Below are 17238 nucleotides of genomic sequence, written 5' to 3' on the forward strand. Positions count from 1 at the left end.
CGATTGGGAAGATAATTGCATATAGACATTGATAATCAATAGCTTATAACAACCAATTATCAACTAATCACTAAAACAACAAATCTAACAAATCTAACAAATCTAACAACTAACAATTATGTTTAGTGAATGAATGTAGGAATAGAAAAAGTTGTATATATATATTTATTTATATATATAGTATATAATTGTATTTTTCCTATCGGTACTAACTAACAAAAAAGTTAATTGTTAGTTGTTAGATTTGTTAGATTTTTGTGAATAGCATTTTCATTATTCACTATTAACTATTCATTATTAATTGTTTAACGCTTCCTTCAGCCGGGTGATGGCGCGGAGAGCGTCGCCTTGTTCTTCTTGTAAGAGCGTGACGAACTTGCTCCCGATGATGCATCCGGCGGCGTGGGCGGAAGCGGACTCGTAAGTCTGGCGGTTGGAGATGCCGAAGCCTATCATGCGGGGGTTGCGCAGGTGCATCGCCTCGATGCGGCGGAAGTAGGCTTGCTTCTGCTCGTTGAAGTCCTTCTGTGCTCCGGTGATGGCGGCGGACGAAACCATATAGATGAAGCCTTCGGTGTGGCGGTCTATCTCGCGGATGCGTTCTTCGCTGGTTTCGGGGGTGATGAGCATAATGATACGCACGTCGTACCGCTCGGCTATGGGGCGGTATTCTTCGATGTAGTCCTTGAAAGGCAGGTCGGGGATGATGAGCCCGTCGATGCCGTATGCTTGGCAGGCCTGGCACAGGCGTTCGAACCCGTATTGCATGATAGGGTTGAGGTAGCCCATGAGGATGAGGGGGATACGGACTTCGCTCCGCACGTCTTTCAACTGGTCGAGCAGGCGGCGGAGGGTCATGCCGCCCCGGAGAGCTTGGGTGGCGGCATCCTGTATGACGGGCCCGTCTGCCATGGGGTCGCTAAAGGGGATTCCGATTTCTATCAGGTCGATGCCTTGCGCTTCGAGGGTACGGATTACTTCGACGGTATTGTCGGTTTTCGGGCTTCCGGCACAAAAGTAAATAGAAAGAATGCCGCGGCTCTTTTGTTCGAATAATTGGTTGATACGGTTCATGGTGTGTAGTTGATAATTAATAGTTAATAATTAAGAGTTGTTTTTTGAAACACGGAAATCTGCGTTTCAATATTCATGGCTTTTCTGACCGCCTCGATAAACGCTTTCAGTTTCGGTGCGTCTTTCACCGCCGGAGCGGTTTCGAAGCCGCTGTTCAGGTCGATGCCTGCCCAGCGAGGATGACGGAAACGCTTTAGGGCTTCGAGGCTTTCGGGGCGGATGCCTCCGCTCAGGAGGAAAGGCGTGCTGCCCTCGTAGTGCCGGAGCAGGTCCCAGTCGAACGCCGTACCCGAGCCTCCGAAACCGGTGCAAGGCGTATCGAAGAGCAGGTAATCGCACGACGGAGCGTAGGGCGGAATCTGCCGCAGGTCGGCTATGCTTCGGAGCGCGAATGCCTTGATGAGGCGGAAGCCTTCTTCGTGTAATGTCTGGCAGGTGTCGGGGCTTTCCGTGCCGTGGAGTTGCAGGTAATCGTACTGGAACTTTTGGGCATGGCTTCGTATGTTGTCTATATCGGCATTGACGAATACGCCGACCCGTTTGGCTTGGCGGGGCAGGTATCGGGGCAGGTCCGCCACGTAGCGGGACGAGCCTTCGTAGCAGATGAATCCCATCCAGTCGGCTCCGGTTTGCTCTACGGCGCGGATGTTTTCGGGCTCGCGCATGCCGCATACTTTTACTATCATGTTGTTTATTTTTTATGGTGGTAACTACAGATTAATAAATGTCCGCATTCCGTTTGTTTGTAGGGGCAGGGTTTGCCTGCCCGAATGTACTCACGGATGTATCAGTTGATGTATTTGGGTGGGCAGACCCCACCCCTACATTGGTAATTCTTATTAATTATTTAAATCTGTGTAATCTGTGGTGAAAAAATCAGCAATAAAGTGCCGCAAGGTCTTTCCCGGGGCGGGTGTCTTCATGAAGGCTTCGCCGATGAGGAATCCGCGGAATCCAGCTTGGCGGAGCCGACGGACGGTGCCGGGACTGGAGATGCCGCTCTCGGAGATTTTCACCACGTCGGGAGGCAATGCTTCGATGAGCCGGAGCGAATGGGACGCATCGGTATGGAACGTGCCGAGGTGGCGGTTGTTGATTCCCACCACATCAATGTTTTCGCTTAAATACTCCAGTTCGGCTTCGGTATGGATTTCCAGCAGGGTTTCCAGCCCTAATGTATGCGCTTCCCGTGCCAAGACGAGGCATTCTTGCCGGGTGAGTGCCGAGGCTATCAAGAGGACGACATCCGCCTGTACCGCCTTGGCTTGCAAGAGTTGGTAGGGGCTGATGATGAAGTCCTTGCGCAGGATGGGGAGGGAGACCGTGGGGCGTGCCGTGCGGATGTCTCTTAACGAGCCTCCGAAGAACCGTTCATCGGTGAGGATGGAGAGTGCGGCGGCTCCGGCTTGCTCGTAACCGGCGGGTATGCGTGCGGCATCGGCGTCTTGCTTTATCCACCCTTTCGAGGGCGAGCGGCGTTTGAACTCGGCGATGATGCCCGTGGACGAGGCGAGGAGGCTTTGCTTCAGGCTTCGCGCGGGGCGGCTTCCTTCTATCTGTTTTTCGAGGAAGGCGGCGGAGACGGCTTTCTCTTGCTCCGCTATCTCGATGCGCTTGTGCGCGATGATTTCTTTTAAAATGTCCTTCATGTAGTTAATAATTAATAGTTAATAATTAATAGTGAATTGTTGATAATTAGATAGTTAATAGTTGCTCGTTATTAATTATTCATTATTAACTATTAACTAACTATTTATTTCCACAAACCGGCATAAGGTTTTCCATGCCCGTCCGCTTTCCAATGATTCGCGCGCCAATGCCACGCAGGCTTCTATGGGCTTTCCGGGCTCGCGGGCTTGGATAGCGAACGAGGCGTTTATCAGGACGCATTCGGTCTGGGCACGGGTGGCGCGGTTCTGCAGGACGGAGTCGAATATCCGGGCTGCTTCTTGCGGGGTGCTTCCTCCCGATAGCTCCTCTTGCGGGGCGAGCGAGAAACCCAAGTCGGCGGGGCGGTAGATAGTTTCGTAGCGGTTGGTCATCACCTTAAACTCGTCGGTGAGGGATATTTCGTCGTACCCGTCCAGGTTGTTGACCACGGCAAACCCGATGCCCAACCGCTGGAGGGTGTTGGTGTAGAGCCGCATTTGCGCTAGGTCTGCCACGCCTAAGAGCTGGTACGGGGGCTGGCAGGGGTTGATGAGCGGTCCGAGGAGGTTGAAGAGCGTGCGTACTTGCAGGGCTTTGCGCACCCCGGCTACGTGCTTCATGGCGGGATTGAAGAGCGGGGCGTGGAGGTATGCCATGCGGCACGTTTCGATGGAACGGCGCAAGCGGGCTTCGTCGGACGTGAAGCGCACCCCGTGTTGTTCCATCACGTTGCTGGCTCCGCTCACCGATGTGGCTCCGTAGTTGCCGTGCTTGGCTACGGCATAGCCCGCTCCAGCCACCACAAAGCAGGCACAGGTGGAGATGTTGAAGGTGTTTTTCCCGTCGCCTCCCGTCCCTACGATGTCAATGGGAGCATAGTCGGAGAAGTCCACGGGAATGCGGGTCTCTAACAGGGCTTGGCGGAATCCAGCCAGTTCATCGACCTTGATTCCCCGCATCTGGAATACGGTGAGGAGGGATGCCACTTGCGTATCGTTGTATTTGCCTTGCGTGATGCCTTGCATCAGCGTGCGTGCCTCTTCGTGCGAGAGTTCTTCGTGGGCGAAAAGGCGGGTAAGTATTGCTTTCATATTGCGTGAAGTTTTATGCTTTTTGAAACGCAGATTTTCGCAGATTAACGCAGATTATTCATATTCACCACAGAGGACACAGGGGGTCACAGAGATAATAATTAAAAAATCTGCGGAAATCTGCGTTAATCTGCGTTTAATTTGATAATTGACCTTTCATCCAGTTGGCTATGATGCGTTTCCCGTCGGGGGTAAGCACCGACTCGGGGTGGAACTGGATGCCCCGGATGTCGTATTCGCGGTGGCGGAGCGCCATGACCTGTCCTTCCCGGCTTTCGGCTATCACCTGGAGGACGGGCGGGAGCGAGGCCTTGTCTACTACCCACGAGTGGTACCTGCCTACAGGAATCTCGTGCGGAAGCCCTCGGAAGAGGTAATCTTGGGTATCGACGGATACCGTGCTTTGGATGCCGTGGAAGACGGTGGAGAGGTTGACGAGCTTTCCTCCGAACACTTCGCCGATGGCTTGCTCGCCCAGGCAGATGCCTAAAATGGGCTTTCGTCCGGCATACGTGCGGATGACGTCGAGGAGCAAGCCGGCTTCTTCGGGGATGCCCGGACCGGGAGAGAGCACAATCTTGTCGTACGCTTCGAGGTCTTCCATGCGGAACTTGTCGTTTCGGAGTACGGTGACCTCGGCTCCCGATTCTTGCAATAGCTGGCTCAGGTTATAGGTGAACGAGTCGTAATTGTCTATGATAACGGTTTTCATAAGCTCTTGTTCTTAAAGTTGTTCGGCTATCAGGATGGCTTTCTTCAAGGCACCCAGTTTGTTGTTTACTTCTTGCAATTCGTTTTCTTCATCGCTCAGGGCGGTGATGCCTCCTCCCGCTTGGAACCATAGTTCGTGGTTGCGGCTTACGAAGGTGCGGATGGTAATGGCTTGGTTGAGCGTGCCGTCCAGCCCGATGAAGCCGATGCACCCTCCGTAGGCACCCCGGTTGTGCGGCTCGATTTCGCTGATGAGTTGCATGGCACGCACTTTCGGCGCACCGCTCAATGTTCCGGCGGGGAAGGTGTCGATGAAGGTGCGGATGGCATTGGTGTCTTTCCGAAGCGTTCCGCACACCCGGCTCACGAGGTGGATGACGTGGCTATAATATTGCGGCTCTTTGTAGAAAGCCACGTGCGTGCCGGTGCAGTTCCGGTTCAGGTCGTTCCGGGCGAGGTCGACCAGCATCACGTGTTCGGCGTTCTCTTTCGGGTCGGCAAGGAGGGCTTCGGTCAGCTTCCGGTCGGTCTCCTTGTCTCCGCTTCTTCGGGTAGTGCCCGCAATGGGGTCGATAGTGGCTTGTCCGCCTTCTATCTTGCAATGCGTTTCGGGCGAAGAGCCGAAGATGCGGAATCCGCCGAAGTCGAAATAGAAGAGGTAAGGCGAGGGGTTGATGCTCCGCAAGGCACGGTAGAGTTTGAAGTCATCGCCCTGGAACCGCTGGACGAACCGGCGCGAGAGGACGATTTGGAACACGTCTCCCCGCAGGCATCGGGCGATTCCTTTGCGGATGTTCGCCTTGTGCTCCTCGTCGGTCAGGGTGCTGGAGGTCTCGCCTATGGGGTGGAAACCGTACGTGGTATAGTTGCGGTCGTGGATGGCGCATTCTATCTTGGCAATGTGGCTCGGCTCTTCTCCGCCAGCCATTTCCACCAGTACCATTTCGCTCTTGAAATCGTGGAAAACGATGATGTACTTATACAGGATGTAAAGGATATCGGGCGCATCGTTCTTCGCCTCGGTGCTGTCTTTCACTTCGATAGGTTCGAAATAGCGCACGGCATTGAACGTTGTGTATCCGTAAAGCCCGCAATATCCGGCATACTCTCCCGTTACGTGGAAACGCGAAAGGAAGCGGTTCATCACTTGCTCTACGCTGCATGTATCGGTTATCTCGATTTCCTCGCGCGAATGGTCGGGATAGAGCAGGGTGGCTATCCCGTGGCTCACGCTGATGCTGGCTATCGGGTTCAGCCCGATGAACGAGCGGTTGTTCTCCGTCCCGTGATAGTCGGAACTTTCCATCAGGGCGCTTTGCGGAAACAGGTCGCGCACCTTCAGGTAAGTGCTTACCGGGGTATGGAGGTCGCCCAATAAGACTTTGTGGTGGGTATGGTAATGGTAGGTCATGTCTTTAGTTAATAGTTAAGAGTTAATAATTAATAGTTGGTTATAGTTGATAATTAATAGGTATAGGGGAATAACTATTCATTTTTAACTATTAATTATTAACTAAATACGTCTCAATATCCTTGTCTCCCCGTCCCGACACGGTGAGCACTACGATGTCTTCGGGCTTGAAGCTGAGTTTCTCCAACGCTCCCAAGGCATGTGCTGATTCGAGTGCCGGGATGATGCCTTCCAATCGGGTCAACTCGAAGGCGGCACGGATAGCTTCATCATCGTTAATGGCATATACCGTGGCACGGTGCCGGGCGGCAAGATTGGCGTGGAGCGGTCCGATGCCTGGATAGTCCAGTCCGGCGGAGACGGAATAAGGCTCTAAGATTTGCCCGTCTTCGTCTTGCATCACCAAGGTCTTCGAGCCGTGTATGATGCCCAATCGTCCTAAATGGATAGTGGCGGCGGAATATCCCGAATGGATGCCTTTCCCTCCGGCTTCGGCAAGGACAATCTTCACACGTTCGTCATCCAAATAATGATAGACGGTGCCCGCGGCATTGCTTCCTCCTCCCACACACGCTATCAGATAATCGGGATAATCGCGCCCTTCGTGTGCTAAGAGTTGTTTCTTAATCTCTTCACTAATCACCGACTGGAGGCGTGCCACCATGTCGGGATACGGGTGAGGGCCTACGGTAGAGCCTATTATGTAGTATGTGTCTTCGGGATGGCAACACCAGTCGCGTATGGCTTCGTTGGTGGCATCCTTCAGGGTCTTGTTTCCCGATGTGACCGGACGTACTTCCGCCCCCAGCATCTTCATCTTTTCTACGTTGATGTGCTGGCGCTTGATGTCGGTTTCGCCCATGTAGACCACGCATTCCATGTTCATCAGGGCACATACCGTAGCCGTTGCTACCCCATGTTGTCCTGCTCCGGTCTCGGCGATGATGCGTTTCTTTCCCATGTGGCGTGCCAGCAAAGCTTGCCCGATAGCGTTGTTTATCTTGTGTGCGCCGGTATGGTTCAGGTCTTCGCGCTTCAGGTAAATCTTGCATCCGTATTTCTCCGAAAGCCTGCGGGCAAGGTAGAGCGGCGAGGGGCGCCCCACATAATCGCGAAGCAAGTTGGAGAATTCTTGCTTGAACTCGTCGCTATCCAATACGTTCAGATACGCTTCTTTCAGTTCGGTCACACACCGGTGGAGTATTTCGGGGATGTATGCGCCTCCGAAATCTCCATAAAATCCGTTTGAGTCTACTTGATACTTTTCCATGTTGGTTTATATTGTTAATTATTTATGATGCAAGGGATAAAAACAAAAAAGGCTGTCGTAAGAACGACAGCCTTTGAATAATGTCTAAATACTATGTTTGTGATATGAAAAAGGACAAATACACGCGGACTGGGTTAGCTTACGACTTTATGAGTAGTAAGTAACGCCACCAACGATATGTATTTGTCATCAATGAGTTCATAAGTTTTTGTTATGCTTTTGTTTTGATTCGGGAGCAAAAGTAGCGATAAAATTTGAATATGCAAACAAAATGGGATTTTTTTTGTTTTATATCTGTAGTTGTTTATTTGTATAAACAAGAAAAAACGATTATCTTCGTAGTATTGTAATAAATAAGGAGGAAATAAAAATGAGACTATTCGGTTATTCAGTAATGTGCAGCTTGTGCGCATTGATAATGGGGGTTCTGCTGGTGATGTGGCCCGAAGCTGCGATGATTTATCTGGTGATAACGGTCGGGGTATTGTTCCTTTTGCCGGGTTTGTACGGGATATTCGCCTATTTCGCTTCCCGTAGTCGTGCGGAAGACGGAAGCGGAAGGGCATTCCCTATTGTAGCGTTGGGTAGTGCCTTGTTGGGGCTATGGCTCATCGTCATGCCTGCTTTCTTTGTCGGCATCCTGATGTATGTATTGGGAGCTTTGCTCGTATTGGGCGGCATCGGCCAACTGATGAACTTCATTTCGGTACGGAAGCTCACGGGAAGCGTTCCGGCTATCTTCTATGTCATTCCGGTCTTGCTCTTGCTGGCGGGCATCCTGATTTTAGTAAACCCATTCGAAGCCGCAAAAATCCCCTTCATCGTATTAGGCGCATCTTCTATCGTCTATGGTTTGACCGACCTCTTCCGCATCATCCGTTACCGGAGGAAGAGCAATCAGGTGATAACGGATGTGGAAGTGATAGAGGAGTGAGAAGAGACTAATAGTTCAGCCCGAAAGCCCATAGGGGGATGATGTTGGCGTAACCGTTTTCGATATCGTCTTTCACGATATATCCCTCTTGTGTACTTTCGATTTGTTTTTGCCCTTTTTTGCGTCCTCCGATTTCGAATACTTTTCCGTTTATTTCGAAATCGGAGAGGCTGGAACTGGTCACTTCATTCGCTACTCTTGTCTGATTCATAAAAAAGGTTTCCCGCACGTTGCCTATTTCCGCTTGTTCCGGAGCTAACGTATAAATCAGGTTCGTGTTGTCAAGGTAAAGTTTTTCTACTTTCCCCAAGCCGCGTATGCCTTCTGTAGTGTCCCTGAGTTGGGCTATCATACCTGCTTTTTCCATATAAATCAGGTAATTCGGGATGTCATTCCGGCTGATGCCTGTAGCCTCCGCCAGCTTTTGCATGACCGGTTTGAAAGGCACGCTTTTGGCTATCACCATCAGGAGGCTTTTCAGTTTCCGTCCCAAAGAGATGTTCGCTTGTATGTGTTGCGGGATATCCGCTTCCATCGTTTGATTGATAACTTGCATCAGCTCCATTTCGTACTCTTCATCTTTGCCGAAAGGGTAATATCCATTGCGGAGATAATCCTTGAAAAGCGGCAATGGATGTTCGATAGGAAGCATGGCCTTATGCGTCACTATTTCCTCAAGGCTATATATCGGTACTTCGATTTGGTGGAACAAATGCAGGTATTCACGGAACGAAAGCCCTTGCATCGTATAAATGGGCATCCGTCGGCTCAGGTCGGCAAGTCCTTTGTATATATCAAGAATGGATGATCCGGAGATGACGATTTGCAAATCATCATAACTATCGTAAATTTGCTTCAACTCCCTCGACCAACCTTCATACTTATGGATTTCATCGATGAACAGGTGTTTCCCTCCCATTTTGACAAAACGGTCTGCCAATTCCACAAGCTTATGCTCGGCAAAGTATAAATGGTCGGTGGATACATAGAGCGTATCGGTAGGGTCAAGATGCTGCTTGATGTATTGTAGGAGCATGGTAGACTTGCCCACACCACGCGGACCGACAAGCCCGAAAGCCCGTCCGTTCCATTTGATTTGGTTATACCGGTACCGGAAGAATCCGGTAGGCGTATGCTTTAATTTCCGGTTGAAAAACTCATACAGTTGTTCCATAATATTCTATGTTTAGGGAACAAATATAGCGATTTTGCATCAAAAAAATGCAGAATCCGCTAAAAACTGCACGAAAATGATGCAAAAAGTGCCTCTCGTTTTCAAATAGAGCCTGATATACTTGACTTCGGGGCTGGGTTGTATTATCTTTGCGGATGTCTCCCTTCTACGGTTTCCGTCCCAAAACCGTATGTTTTTGGTTCGGAAACCGTACGTTCTTGGTTCGAAAACCGTACGGTTTTGGTTTGGAAACCATAGAAGTGAGATAGCAGAAAACAGATTGTTAACCATTAAAAATCACATTATCATGAGTGTACTTTACGATTTCATGCCTTTGCCTTCGAAAGAAAACGATGAAAACGCGCCGCGCCTTTATCCGAAACTGATTCCGTATCAGACCGTTTCGTTCAACGAATTAACCCAAAAGATAGCCGCCCATTCCGGGCTGACCAAAGGGAATGTCCTTGCCGTGATGGACGAGATAGAACATTGGGCAACGCAACTCCTTTCCGAAGGCCGCCGGGTGCAGATAGGCAATATCGGAACGCTTTCCGTTTCGCTGAAAGCCGATACGGAGGTGTACGACAAGAGCGAAGTGCATGCCCAGTCCATCCGTTTCGACAAGGTGAAGATGACCGTATCGAAGCAGTTCTCGAAACAATGCTATGGACGTGTGCTTCGTGCCCCATCGGAAAAGAAAGTAAAGCAAAGTTCGTCCGCCTATTCGGAAAAAGAACGCCTGGCTATGCTCCAGTCGTACTTGGAGACCCACGATTACATCACCCGCACCGAATACGGAAACCTTACCGGACTCTTGAAATACAAGGCGTGGCAAGACCTGAACAAGTGGGTGGATGCGAAACTGATTGACATAGCCGGTCGTGCCCCTCATCGGGTTTATGTGAGGCGGAAAGAAGTAAAAGAAAAGGAGGAAAAATAATGGGAGCCGTTATTGCATCTGTCATGGTGATAGTGATAGCCATTGCCAGCTTGGTGTATTTTCATTACCAAGATAAAAAGGAAGCGTAGAAAGCGAAATAAGTTTTGCGGACTGATGCGCTTGTTGAGCCTTCAATGAATAATGCCCGTACAAGGATGTGGAAGTGCTCTTGTACGGGCATTGGTGTGTTCTTTATCGGAGTTCTTAAATTGTAGCAAGAAATGCCGAAAGGCTTGCAAAATCATGGAACTCCTTTATTTCGGAACTATTGCTAAAGTTTCTTGTGCTTTTACGTCCTTTTTCAACCGCATCAAGCATTGCTTTTATGTTATCAGAAGTGTTTGTAAACGAAATGTTTTTATGCTCTTCTAATACATTATACAATTCGTCCGTGAATGAACGTGAGATAAAGCAAACTCCGTCAAAATCAAGGACAATTCTCTCGTTAATGCCATCAATTGCAGAGCGGATTATGTTCGCGTTTGCACGAGAACGGATATCCGTGCTTATTAATTCGGAAATTTTTACGTTATAATGCATATATAATACAAAAATCCCATGAAAAACATCCGCTTCCGCTACGATGTTTGTCCATGGAAACAATCTTAACTGATTAACTTGTCGCAAAGGTCACGATTTTTATTGAGAAATGCAACAATTGTTTGTTGTTTGTTGTAGTTGGATGTTGCAAAGTATTGATTGGTTTCGTGTTTGATAAGTTAAGGGCGTTTTTGACATCTTGATCGGATGAATAGTTGTTTTTTCTTGGAAAAGAAAAATTTTTTTACTAACTTGCCATAGTATTTTAATGTGTAAGTATTTAGTAGGCGTTAAAATATAATTTTCAGATGAAAGACTTTTAGTCTATTAATGTTCTGAGAATAAATAATTTTCATACCTAAGAAATAGATAGAATGGCGAATACAAAAGGATATGCTATAAGGCAAAAAATAATTGATAGATGTCTTCAAAGCGAAAGAGGTTATTCCATTCAAGAAATAATGGATAAATGCAATCTTGAACTTGAAGAAAGAGGACTTCATGTTGTAACTTCCAAGAACACAATACGTGATGATATATTGGAAATACAAAATACATATTTTATAGATATAGAAACCATTCGTATTGGTAGGAATAAACGCTATAGATATAAAGAGCGTGATTTTTCGATATATAACGCTCCTTTAACAGAAAAGGACATCGCCAATTTACAAGAAATCCTTTCTACTCTCAGTATGTTTCAAGGGAAGCAGCAATTTAAATGGATAGATGAAACTAATCTCCGTATACAATCATCCATGTCATGTCATCCGCAACAAAATTGTCATATAGTTGAATTTGATGATAATCCTTTTTTAAAGGGCATCAATTATTTGACCTATTTATTCGATGCAATTCGTTTACATCATGCATTAGAGCTAGAATATAAAAGTTTTAATGCTATGTCTGCCCAGCACTATGTTATACATCCTTATTATTTAAAGCAATATAATAATAGGTGGTTTATACTTGCGCAAACAAATGAATATAGTACACTTTCAATTTTTGCTTTGGATCGGATTTGTAGTATAAAGGAAGCTCCTGTACCGTATATTCATAATACAAAATCTAATTTCAAGCAATATTTCAAAGATATTATAGGCGTTTCAAAACCGTGGGGAGTGTCAGTTGAGGAGATACGTCTATGGGCAGACAAGGATTTACTACCATATATTAAAACAAAACCGATTCATCACTCACAAGTTATTCTCGAACAAGATGAAGAAGGAGGAACTATTCAAATTTCGGTTATTCCGAATTTTGAGTTAGAGCAAATGTTATTATCGTATGGAGAAGGTCTAAAAGTCATTTTTCCGCCGAGCTTGGAAGAAAAAATACGAGAACGGATTAGAAAATCACTAAATAATTATGATAAGTTCAAATAGACTGAACCTATGGCTTGTAACTTTGCCACCGTAAATACAAATGTTAAACTCATAAATTTGATTATCTATGACTGATTTCATTTCTCAAGACGGATTGCAAGTTCAGAATACAAAAGCTTCATCTGTACTGTTATCCGCTCAATATCAAAATGTTCGTGATGAAGTTTCTGGCAGAATTTTTCAAGAAAAGGATTTTGCCAAAGATTGGAATTCCATTTATGTACATCCTTCTGACTTGGATTATGGGACATCCAAGAAAGGCATGCGGAAGATAACTTCTCCCACGCTTATTATGGCATCGCATAGTCCTATGATGGCTTTTGTGCTTGCTGGTGAAGATGACCCTGTTTTTATATGTTCTGGATTTAAACGAACACAAACGATAGGTTATACACTCGTGTTTAAATTAAATCCTTGTGTTTTGCCTGATTATTTATTTTATATGAGCAAATATGAATCATGGGTAGGTATATCAAAAGGCATAGATGTTGACGATAAGTATAAGAAAGCTTATGGAGATTCTTTTGGGGGAATTGGTTGGATTAATGTAGGTGAGATTTTTGCTGATGGTATTACAACAGATGTCACATCAGCAGAAACTGTTTTTCGTGATGGATTATTCAAAAGTTCTTTGAATATACCTTCAATCATTGTGCAAAAACAACGAATTGCAGATGCCAAATCAATGGAGAAGATGCTTCAGGAAAAGATGGCAGAAAAGGAACGAAAGTTTCAACAAAAGGAGTGGTTGAATGAGGCTCATATTCGTAATAGTAAACATAGGCTTAGCAATGAAGTAATGCCTATCAGAATGGCTATAGAGCGTCTGCAAAACTTCTTTAAAAAACATCCTGATGGCGTAAAACTCTCAGATATAATTGGTGAAATTACAAATCAGTCAGTCAACGACTTGCTTGAAGGCTTATCTTGTTCGGTCAAGAATGTTGAGATTGAAATAGAGAATTTGACAAAAAGCGAACAGGCTGGTGAACCTGAACAAAAATTGAATGTAGCTCATTCGTTGGATGAATATCTTGATAAAATTGCGTTGAAATATTCGGTGCCTTTTAATATTGAGAAAGTTGGATTTGAGAAGGAACTCAATATTAAGATATCTCCAAAAGCATTCATGGAGTTGCTTGATAATATTGTAGGCAATGCTGTTAGGCATGGTTTTATCGGAAACAGAAATGATTACTTGTTACAAGTATCTATTGAAGTGACAGATAATAGGATGTGCGAAATTGCAATTGCTAACAATGGAGAGCCTATGTCAGAACGTGCGCGTACAACATTTTTTGAACAAGGTAGTTTTGCAGGACCAACAGGACATACCGGTATTGGTGGGTTTAGAATATATGATATCTGTGACAAAGCGGGCGGAGAAGCTATACTACCTTATAGCAAAGAAGGCTTTCCTGTTGTTATTTGTGTAAAATTTCCATTAGTTTAACTTTAAAATATTTTGACCATGATAAAAGTTTTGTGGATAGATGATGAGTGCAAGAATATGTATGGTGAACTTTCTGTTATGGGGCGTGAGTTCATAGAATACGCTTACGAACAAGAAATAGATATTACACCTATATCTACTTATAAAGAAGGGCTAATCGCTATTGAGGCACATCCATTAGAATGGTGTGCCGTTATATTAGATATACGTGAACAAAGAGCAGCAACAGGGAATGCTGTAGATGGATATCAAAACGCATACGATTGGTTGCGTGATTTTCATAATAAGCACAGTCAGGAAGAACCATACATCTTTACTTTGTCAGGTGAAAAACGTTATCATGAGGAAGATTCTCTTATTCGTAAAGAATCATATTGTAGTAAAAGAGTTTATGACAAAAGTGGCGAAGATTATAAAAAATTATTTGATGACATCCGTAAAGTCGAAGGTATCTCTGATTTGTATAAGTTACACAAGGAATATACAGACTTATTATGCATTTCAAAATCGTTGGGTGAAAATGCGGATAATAGATTACTCGAAATAATGTACTCAATACTTATAAAAAAGAATGTAACAGACCCTAAGTTGCTAAATGAAATTCGTAAATACTTGGAGGATTTTGTCATTGCTTTCTTAAAAAACAAGTCATTTTTTCCTGATAAGAAAAAAACTTTAAATGAATGTTCACAATATATAGGTGATCAAGAAGGTATTCCTGAATACATAAAACGTTCCTTTCATAGTCTGGTCAGAATTGTACAGGAAGGTTCACATGGGAAAACTACAATTGATAATGATGTCCGCTACGGGAAAGCTCCATATTTGTTACAAAGTTGTTTGTTTGAATTGTTAAATATCATATATTGGACTAAAAGCATATAGAGGAGATTGTTACATGATGACAGCTACGACCAATAGAAAATTCTTCAATGAATTGACAAAGAATCCACTGTTTTTTATGGAACAAAAATGTGAGTATTATGAAAAACAGATGAGAAATTGCATCGAAATAGAAGAACATTATTTTTATATATCAACCCAGAATGAAATTTCAGCTTTTATATCCGAAAAGAAAATAGTTGATAAAATGTTACATTTAGAATATGTTCTATTGGTCGCCGGAAATGAAGTAGAGAATAATCAAAATAATTCATTAGATTCTGTAACATTTTCATTTCATATAGCCAACCCTCAATATAATAATGATTGGATTGTTATACTTAATAGCTTAATAAATCGTTCTCAAAATTCCGAAGATAAATTCCCTTTTATATATACATTATGGTTTTTAAATCATAGTGATTGGAATATTGGCCAATTAGAATCTGCTATTAGTAAATATGATATTAAAGTCCAACTTTATATTCTTAAATGGTTGCAAAGAATTTGTCGCTGTTTGTCTTATCGAAAGCAACAACAAATTAAGGAGGTTGCTCATTATTTTAATTTTGAGTATGAAATATATATTCCAACTCAAATTACTGATGCGCTGAAATATGTAACTCCTATAATATCTGGAACGAATTGTAATTTATTTGATTTGATTGACCATATTTTAGGTGATAATAGTGAAGTATGTGATGAAGATGGGAATATTATTTATCATGAAGTCAATACAAATTCTTCAAATGATTTTATTTGCTTATATAAGTGGTTCGTTTCTGACAAACCATTAAAGGATTATCAGTTGTTAAGATCAATATACTCATTGGTCTCGGATGAAAGACAACTTAAGATAATACAAAGATATTTTCATGATGTCAGATTGGGCAATGTAAGTTTTGACGTGAAACTCTTAGAGCAGTTTAGGGATAACGATTATTTAGAGTTTATGCATTATCGTTATTGTATTAACACACCTAGTTGTAAAATAAATATAGGGAATCAACTGCTGTGTGATTGTATCTTAACTTTAATTGAAACTCAAGGTAAATCATTTCAATCTTTTAACGGGATTCTTGATTTTGCGATAAATCATTGTGATGTAACAAATCCTAAGATTAATTTGGGGCTAGATAGCTTCTTACCATGTTGCAATGGTGGAGCCGTCTATAATGAGGCTTTCGTGGGGTTTATTGATTATAGCATCATAATATCTTTGGATGACCGTAAATTTACGTCTGAAAATCTAAGAAAAACTATTATCAAACTTTTGGATTCAAAGGGTAAAAAGAAAGATTATCTTACTTGCCAATATGATAATGATGTGAGGCCATTGGATGAAGATTCCAATTGCCTGAAGTTATCACAAAAATTAGGGAAACTTGATTGTATAATTTCAGCAACATATACGGATAGATGGATTGTGTCTTTAAAAAATTCTGATTGGCTTGATTTATTTGTAAATAAATCATTTGAAAATTCAACGAATGGAGATATAGAAATTAATCTATCAGACACTTCTGTAGAAAAATTAAAAGAATCAATCTATAAAATTGCTTCTAATTATAGAACTGAGGATTTGGAAACTTATATAATTGATTCAAAGGATATGAATTCTTTCGAATGTAAACTTCTATTTGAATATTCTGTACCAAGGACAATGCGAATATATCCTCAAAAGAAAGTTTATATTGGTTCTCAATTTGATCTTTTCAAAATCAAAGAAGCGCTTCCAAAGAATTTAAATAATGAAGAATATTCAAAAGAATTTAGAAATAAAGAAGCCGCCGAAGTAACTGAACGAGTTGTATCCTCATTAAATTCTATTTTGAAAGACAGTGTTTATAATGGCGTGTATTTTGAAACTGCATATAATAAGCCTTTGCTCGGTAAGCTACGGAGATTGTATTATTATAAGAAAACTGTCAATGCTGACACTAAAGATTTTGAACTTTCATTTTTGAATAGGAAGAGCCTTAAGGGGCTTTCCTTGTTTTGCGCGCCTAAATTAGCAGAAGTCCATAATCAGGCTACTAATTTGCCTTTTTTTTGGTGTAGAGGAAATGAATGTTTCTGCAATATTCTTGATAAACAATGTTTGCAAAATAATAGTTCATGGAACCAATATACACTTTTCCATTTTGCGGAAATAATAGGCTTTCCTAAATTACACCAAGTAGAATGTGGTTATGAGCCGGATGGCATAATCTCTCTATTCATTGTTGTTGCAAATAAGGCTATGAAAAAGTTTAGTCGCCTCAAATGTCGCGTTTGTGGGCATCTGATGTATCCTGTAAAGCGTGAAAAATTTGATAGAAATAATTATTATTCTTGCATAAATCCGACGTGTTTGGAACATGGAAAAGCTGTATATCTCAATTACTGCTATAGATGTAAAAAAGGGCTCATTGATTCTCGTGATACGAAGCAATGTCCTAACGGTTGGTATATATGCCCAACATGCCTTTCATGCTGTGACGATAATCAATATGAGAGGTTAGCACAACGGTATGTACTATCTCATTTACCAATTCCAAATCGCATACAATCTAAACTAGGTAAAGGACACAATGATAAAAGTAGATATTTTTGTCCATTTTGTGGTTCAGAGTTGTATTTAAAAAATGATAGTATTCATGCTTTTTCTGCATATTGTGAATCTTGTGATAGAAATTTTAATGTATCCAATGGGTTTTAACTTATGCTTTTATAAAAGATTT

15 protein-coding genes are annotated in these 17238 nt (G+C 43.4%); 6 read left to right on the forward strand and 9 right to left on the reverse strand.

Annotated elements, in window-relative coordinates; genetic code table 11:
• Positions 1 to 297: 297 nt before the first annotated feature.
• From trpA to trpB, 7 genes are all read right to left on the reverse strand, one after another.
• Entirely contained in the window at positions 298 to 1074 is a 777-nt protein-coding gene (trpA, locus tag B5F91_RS03905) for a tryptophan synthase subunit alpha (protein ID WP_087427811.1), read from the reverse strand.
• A 23-nt stretch (positions 1075 to 1097) separates the two neighbouring features.
• Positions 1098 to 1760: a phosphoribosylanthranilate isomerase gene (locus B5F91_RS03910; protein ID WP_087427812.1), complete on the reverse strand. Its 663-nt coding sequence runs from the start codon at positions 1758 to 1760 to the stop codon at positions 1098 to 1100.
• A 153-nt stretch (positions 1761 to 1913) separates the two neighbouring features.
• Complete coding sequence (gene trpC / locus B5F91_RS03915) at positions 1914 to 2723, reverse strand: indole-3-glycerol phosphate synthase TrpC (protein WP_087427813.1); 810 nt, start codon at positions 2721 to 2723, stop codon at positions 1914 to 1916.
• A 96-nt stretch (positions 2724 to 2819) separates the two neighbouring features.
• A complete protein-coding gene (gene trpD, locus B5F91_RS03920; RefSeq protein WP_087427814.1) occupies positions 2820 to 3815 on the reverse strand; it encodes an anthranilate phosphoribosyltransferase in 996 nt (331 codons plus the stop codon).
• A 136-nt stretch (positions 3816 to 3951) separates the two neighbouring features.
• Positions 3952 to 4527: an aminodeoxychorismate/anthranilate synthase component II gene (locus tag B5F91_RS03925; protein ID WP_087427815.1), complete on the reverse strand. Its 576-nt coding sequence runs from the start codon at positions 4525 to 4527 to the stop codon at positions 3952 to 3954.
• A 12-nt stretch (positions 4528 to 4539) separates the two neighbouring features.
• A complete protein-coding gene (locus B5F91_RS03930; RefSeq protein WP_087427816.1) occupies positions 4540 to 5937 on the reverse strand; it encodes an anthranilate synthase component I family protein in 1398 nt (465 codons plus the stop codon).
• Between the two features lie 91 nt (positions 5938 to 6028).
• On the reverse strand, positions 6029 to 7207 hold the full coding sequence (trpB, locus tag B5F91_RS03935) for a tryptophan synthase subunit beta (protein WP_087427817.1): 1179 nt from the start codon (positions 7205 to 7207) through the stop codon (positions 6029 to 6031).
• 370 nt (positions 7208 to 7577) lie between these two features.
• Here trpB and B5F91_RS03940 point away from each other — a divergent pair, with 370 nt between their 5' ends.
• Positions 7578 to 8141 carry a DUF308 domain-containing protein gene (locus tag B5F91_RS03940; protein WP_087427818.1) on the forward strand — a complete coding sequence of 188 codons (564 nt, stop codon included), beginning with the start codon at positions 7578 to 7580 and terminating at the stop codon, positions 8139 to 8141.
• Between the two features lie 7 nt (positions 8142 to 8148).
• Here the strand turns inward: B5F91_RS03940 and B5F91_RS03945 are convergent, their stop codons facing one another.
• The gene (locus B5F91_RS03945; RefSeq protein ID WP_087427819.1) at positions 8149 to 9315 is read right to left on the reverse strand and encodes an AAA family ATPase; all 1167 of its coding nucleotides are present in this window, start codon (positions 9313 to 9315) and stop codon (positions 8149 to 8151) included.
• Between the two features lie 307 nt (positions 9316 to 9622).
• Between B5F91_RS03945 and B5F91_RS03950 the strand changes: the two genes are divergently transcribed.
• Positions 9623 to 10255 (forward strand): HU family DNA-binding protein, encoded by a 633-nt coding sequence (locus B5F91_RS03950; protein WP_087427820.1) that lies wholly within the window; start codon positions 9623 to 9625, stop codon positions 10253 to 10255.
• A 204-nt stretch (positions 10256 to 10459) separates the two neighbouring features.
• Here B5F91_RS03950 and B5F91_RS03955 read toward each other — a convergent pair whose 3' ends face one another.
• On the reverse strand, positions 10460 to 10882 hold the full coding sequence (locus B5F91_RS03955) for a DUF4325 domain-containing protein (RefSeq protein ID WP_144025072.1): 423 nt from the start codon (positions 10880 to 10882) through the stop codon (positions 10460 to 10462).
• Positions 10883 to 11169: 287 nt separating this feature from the next.
• Here B5F91_RS03955 and B5F91_RS03960 point away from each other — a divergent pair, with 287 nt between their 5' ends.
• The 4 genes from B5F91_RS03960 (at position 11170) to B5F91_RS03975 (ending at position 17216) form a co-directional block, all read left to right on the forward strand.
• Positions 11170 to 12180, forward strand: a complete 1011-nt coding sequence (locus B5F91_RS03960; RefSeq protein ID WP_087427822.1) for a WYL domain-containing protein — start codon at positions 11170 to 11172, stop codon at positions 12178 to 12180.
• A gap of 67 nt (positions 12181 to 12247) precedes the next feature.
• A complete protein-coding gene (locus B5F91_RS03965) occupies positions 12248 to 13633 on the forward strand; it encodes a HAMP domain-containing histidine kinase (RefSeq protein ID WP_087427823.1) in 1386 nt (461 codons plus the stop codon).
• A gap of 18 nt (positions 13634 to 13651) precedes the next feature.
• Positions 13652 to 14518 carry a hypothetical protein gene (locus tag B5F91_RS03970; RefSeq protein WP_144025073.1) on the forward strand — a complete coding sequence of 289 codons (867 nt, stop codon included), beginning with the start codon at positions 13652 to 13654 and terminating at the stop codon, positions 14516 to 14518.
• A 76-nt stretch (positions 14519 to 14594) separates the two neighbouring features.
• Positions 14595 to 17216 (forward strand): hypothetical protein, encoded by a 2622-nt coding sequence (locus tag B5F91_RS03975; RefSeq protein WP_087427825.1) that lies wholly within the window; start codon positions 14595 to 14597, stop codon positions 17214 to 17216.
• The last annotated feature ends 22 nt before the right edge of the window (positions 17217 to 17238 follow it).

The organism is Bacteroides sp. An322 (genome assembly GCF_002161765.1).
GTDB classification, from domain to species: Bacteria; Bacteroidota; Bacteroidia; order Bacteroidales; family Bacteroidaceae; genus Phocaeicola; species Phocaeicola merdavium.

Excerpts from the sequence above, each read along its gene's own strand:
- B5F91_RS03965 (WP_087427823.1), top strand. The coding sequence starts at position 12,248 with ATGACTGATTTCATTTCTCAAGACGGATTGCAAGTTCAGAATACAAAA.
- B5F91_RS03910 (WP_087427812.1), bottom strand. The coding sequence starts at position 1,760 with ATGATAGTAAAAGTATGCGGCATGCGCGAGCCCGAAAACATCCGCGCC.
- B5F91_RS03945 (WP_087427819.1), bottom strand. The coding sequence starts at position 9,315 with ATGGAACAACTGTATGAGTTTTTCAACCGGAAATTAAAGCATACGCCT.
- B5F91_RS03960 (WP_087427822.1), top strand. The coding sequence starts at position 11,170 with ATGGCGAATACAAAAGGATATGCTATAAGGCAAAAAATAATTGATAGA.
- trpB (WP_087427817.1), bottom strand. The coding sequence starts at position 7,207 with ATGGAAAAGTATCAAGTAGACTCAAACGGATTTTATGGAGATTTCGGA.
- trpC (WP_087427813.1), bottom strand. The coding sequence starts at position 2,723 with ATGAAGGACATTTTAAAAGAAATCATCGCGCACAAGCGCATCGAGATA.
- B5F91_RS03950 (WP_087427820.1), top strand. The coding sequence starts at position 9,623 with ATGAGTGTACTTTACGATTTCATGCCTTTGCCTTCGAAAGAAAACGAT.
- trpD (WP_087427814.1), bottom strand. The coding sequence starts at position 3,815 with ATGAAAGCAATACTTACCCGCCTTTTCGCCCACGAAGAACTCTCGCAC.
- B5F91_RS03975 (WP_087427825.1), top strand. The coding sequence starts at position 14,595 with ATGGAACAAAAATGTGAGTATTATGAAAAACAGATGAGAAATTGCATC.
- B5F91_RS03940 (WP_087427818.1), top strand. The coding sequence starts at position 7,578 with ATGAGACTATTCGGTTATTCAGTAATGTGCAGCTTGTGCGCATTGATA.
- B5F91_RS03925 (WP_087427815.1), bottom strand. The coding sequence starts at position 4,527 with ATGAAAACCGTTATCATAGACAATTACGACTCGTTCACCTATAACCTG.
- B5F91_RS03970 (WP_144025073.1), top strand. The coding sequence starts at position 13,652 with ATGATAAAAGTTTTGTGGATAGATGATGAGTGCAAGAATATGTATGGT.
- B5F91_RS03930 (WP_087427816.1), bottom strand. The coding sequence starts at position 5,937 with ATGACCTACCATTACCATACCCACCACAAAGTCTTATTGGGCGACCTC.
- trpA (WP_087427811.1), bottom strand. The coding sequence starts at position 1,074 with ATGAACCGTATCAACCAATTATTCGAACAAAAGAGCCGCGGCATTCTT.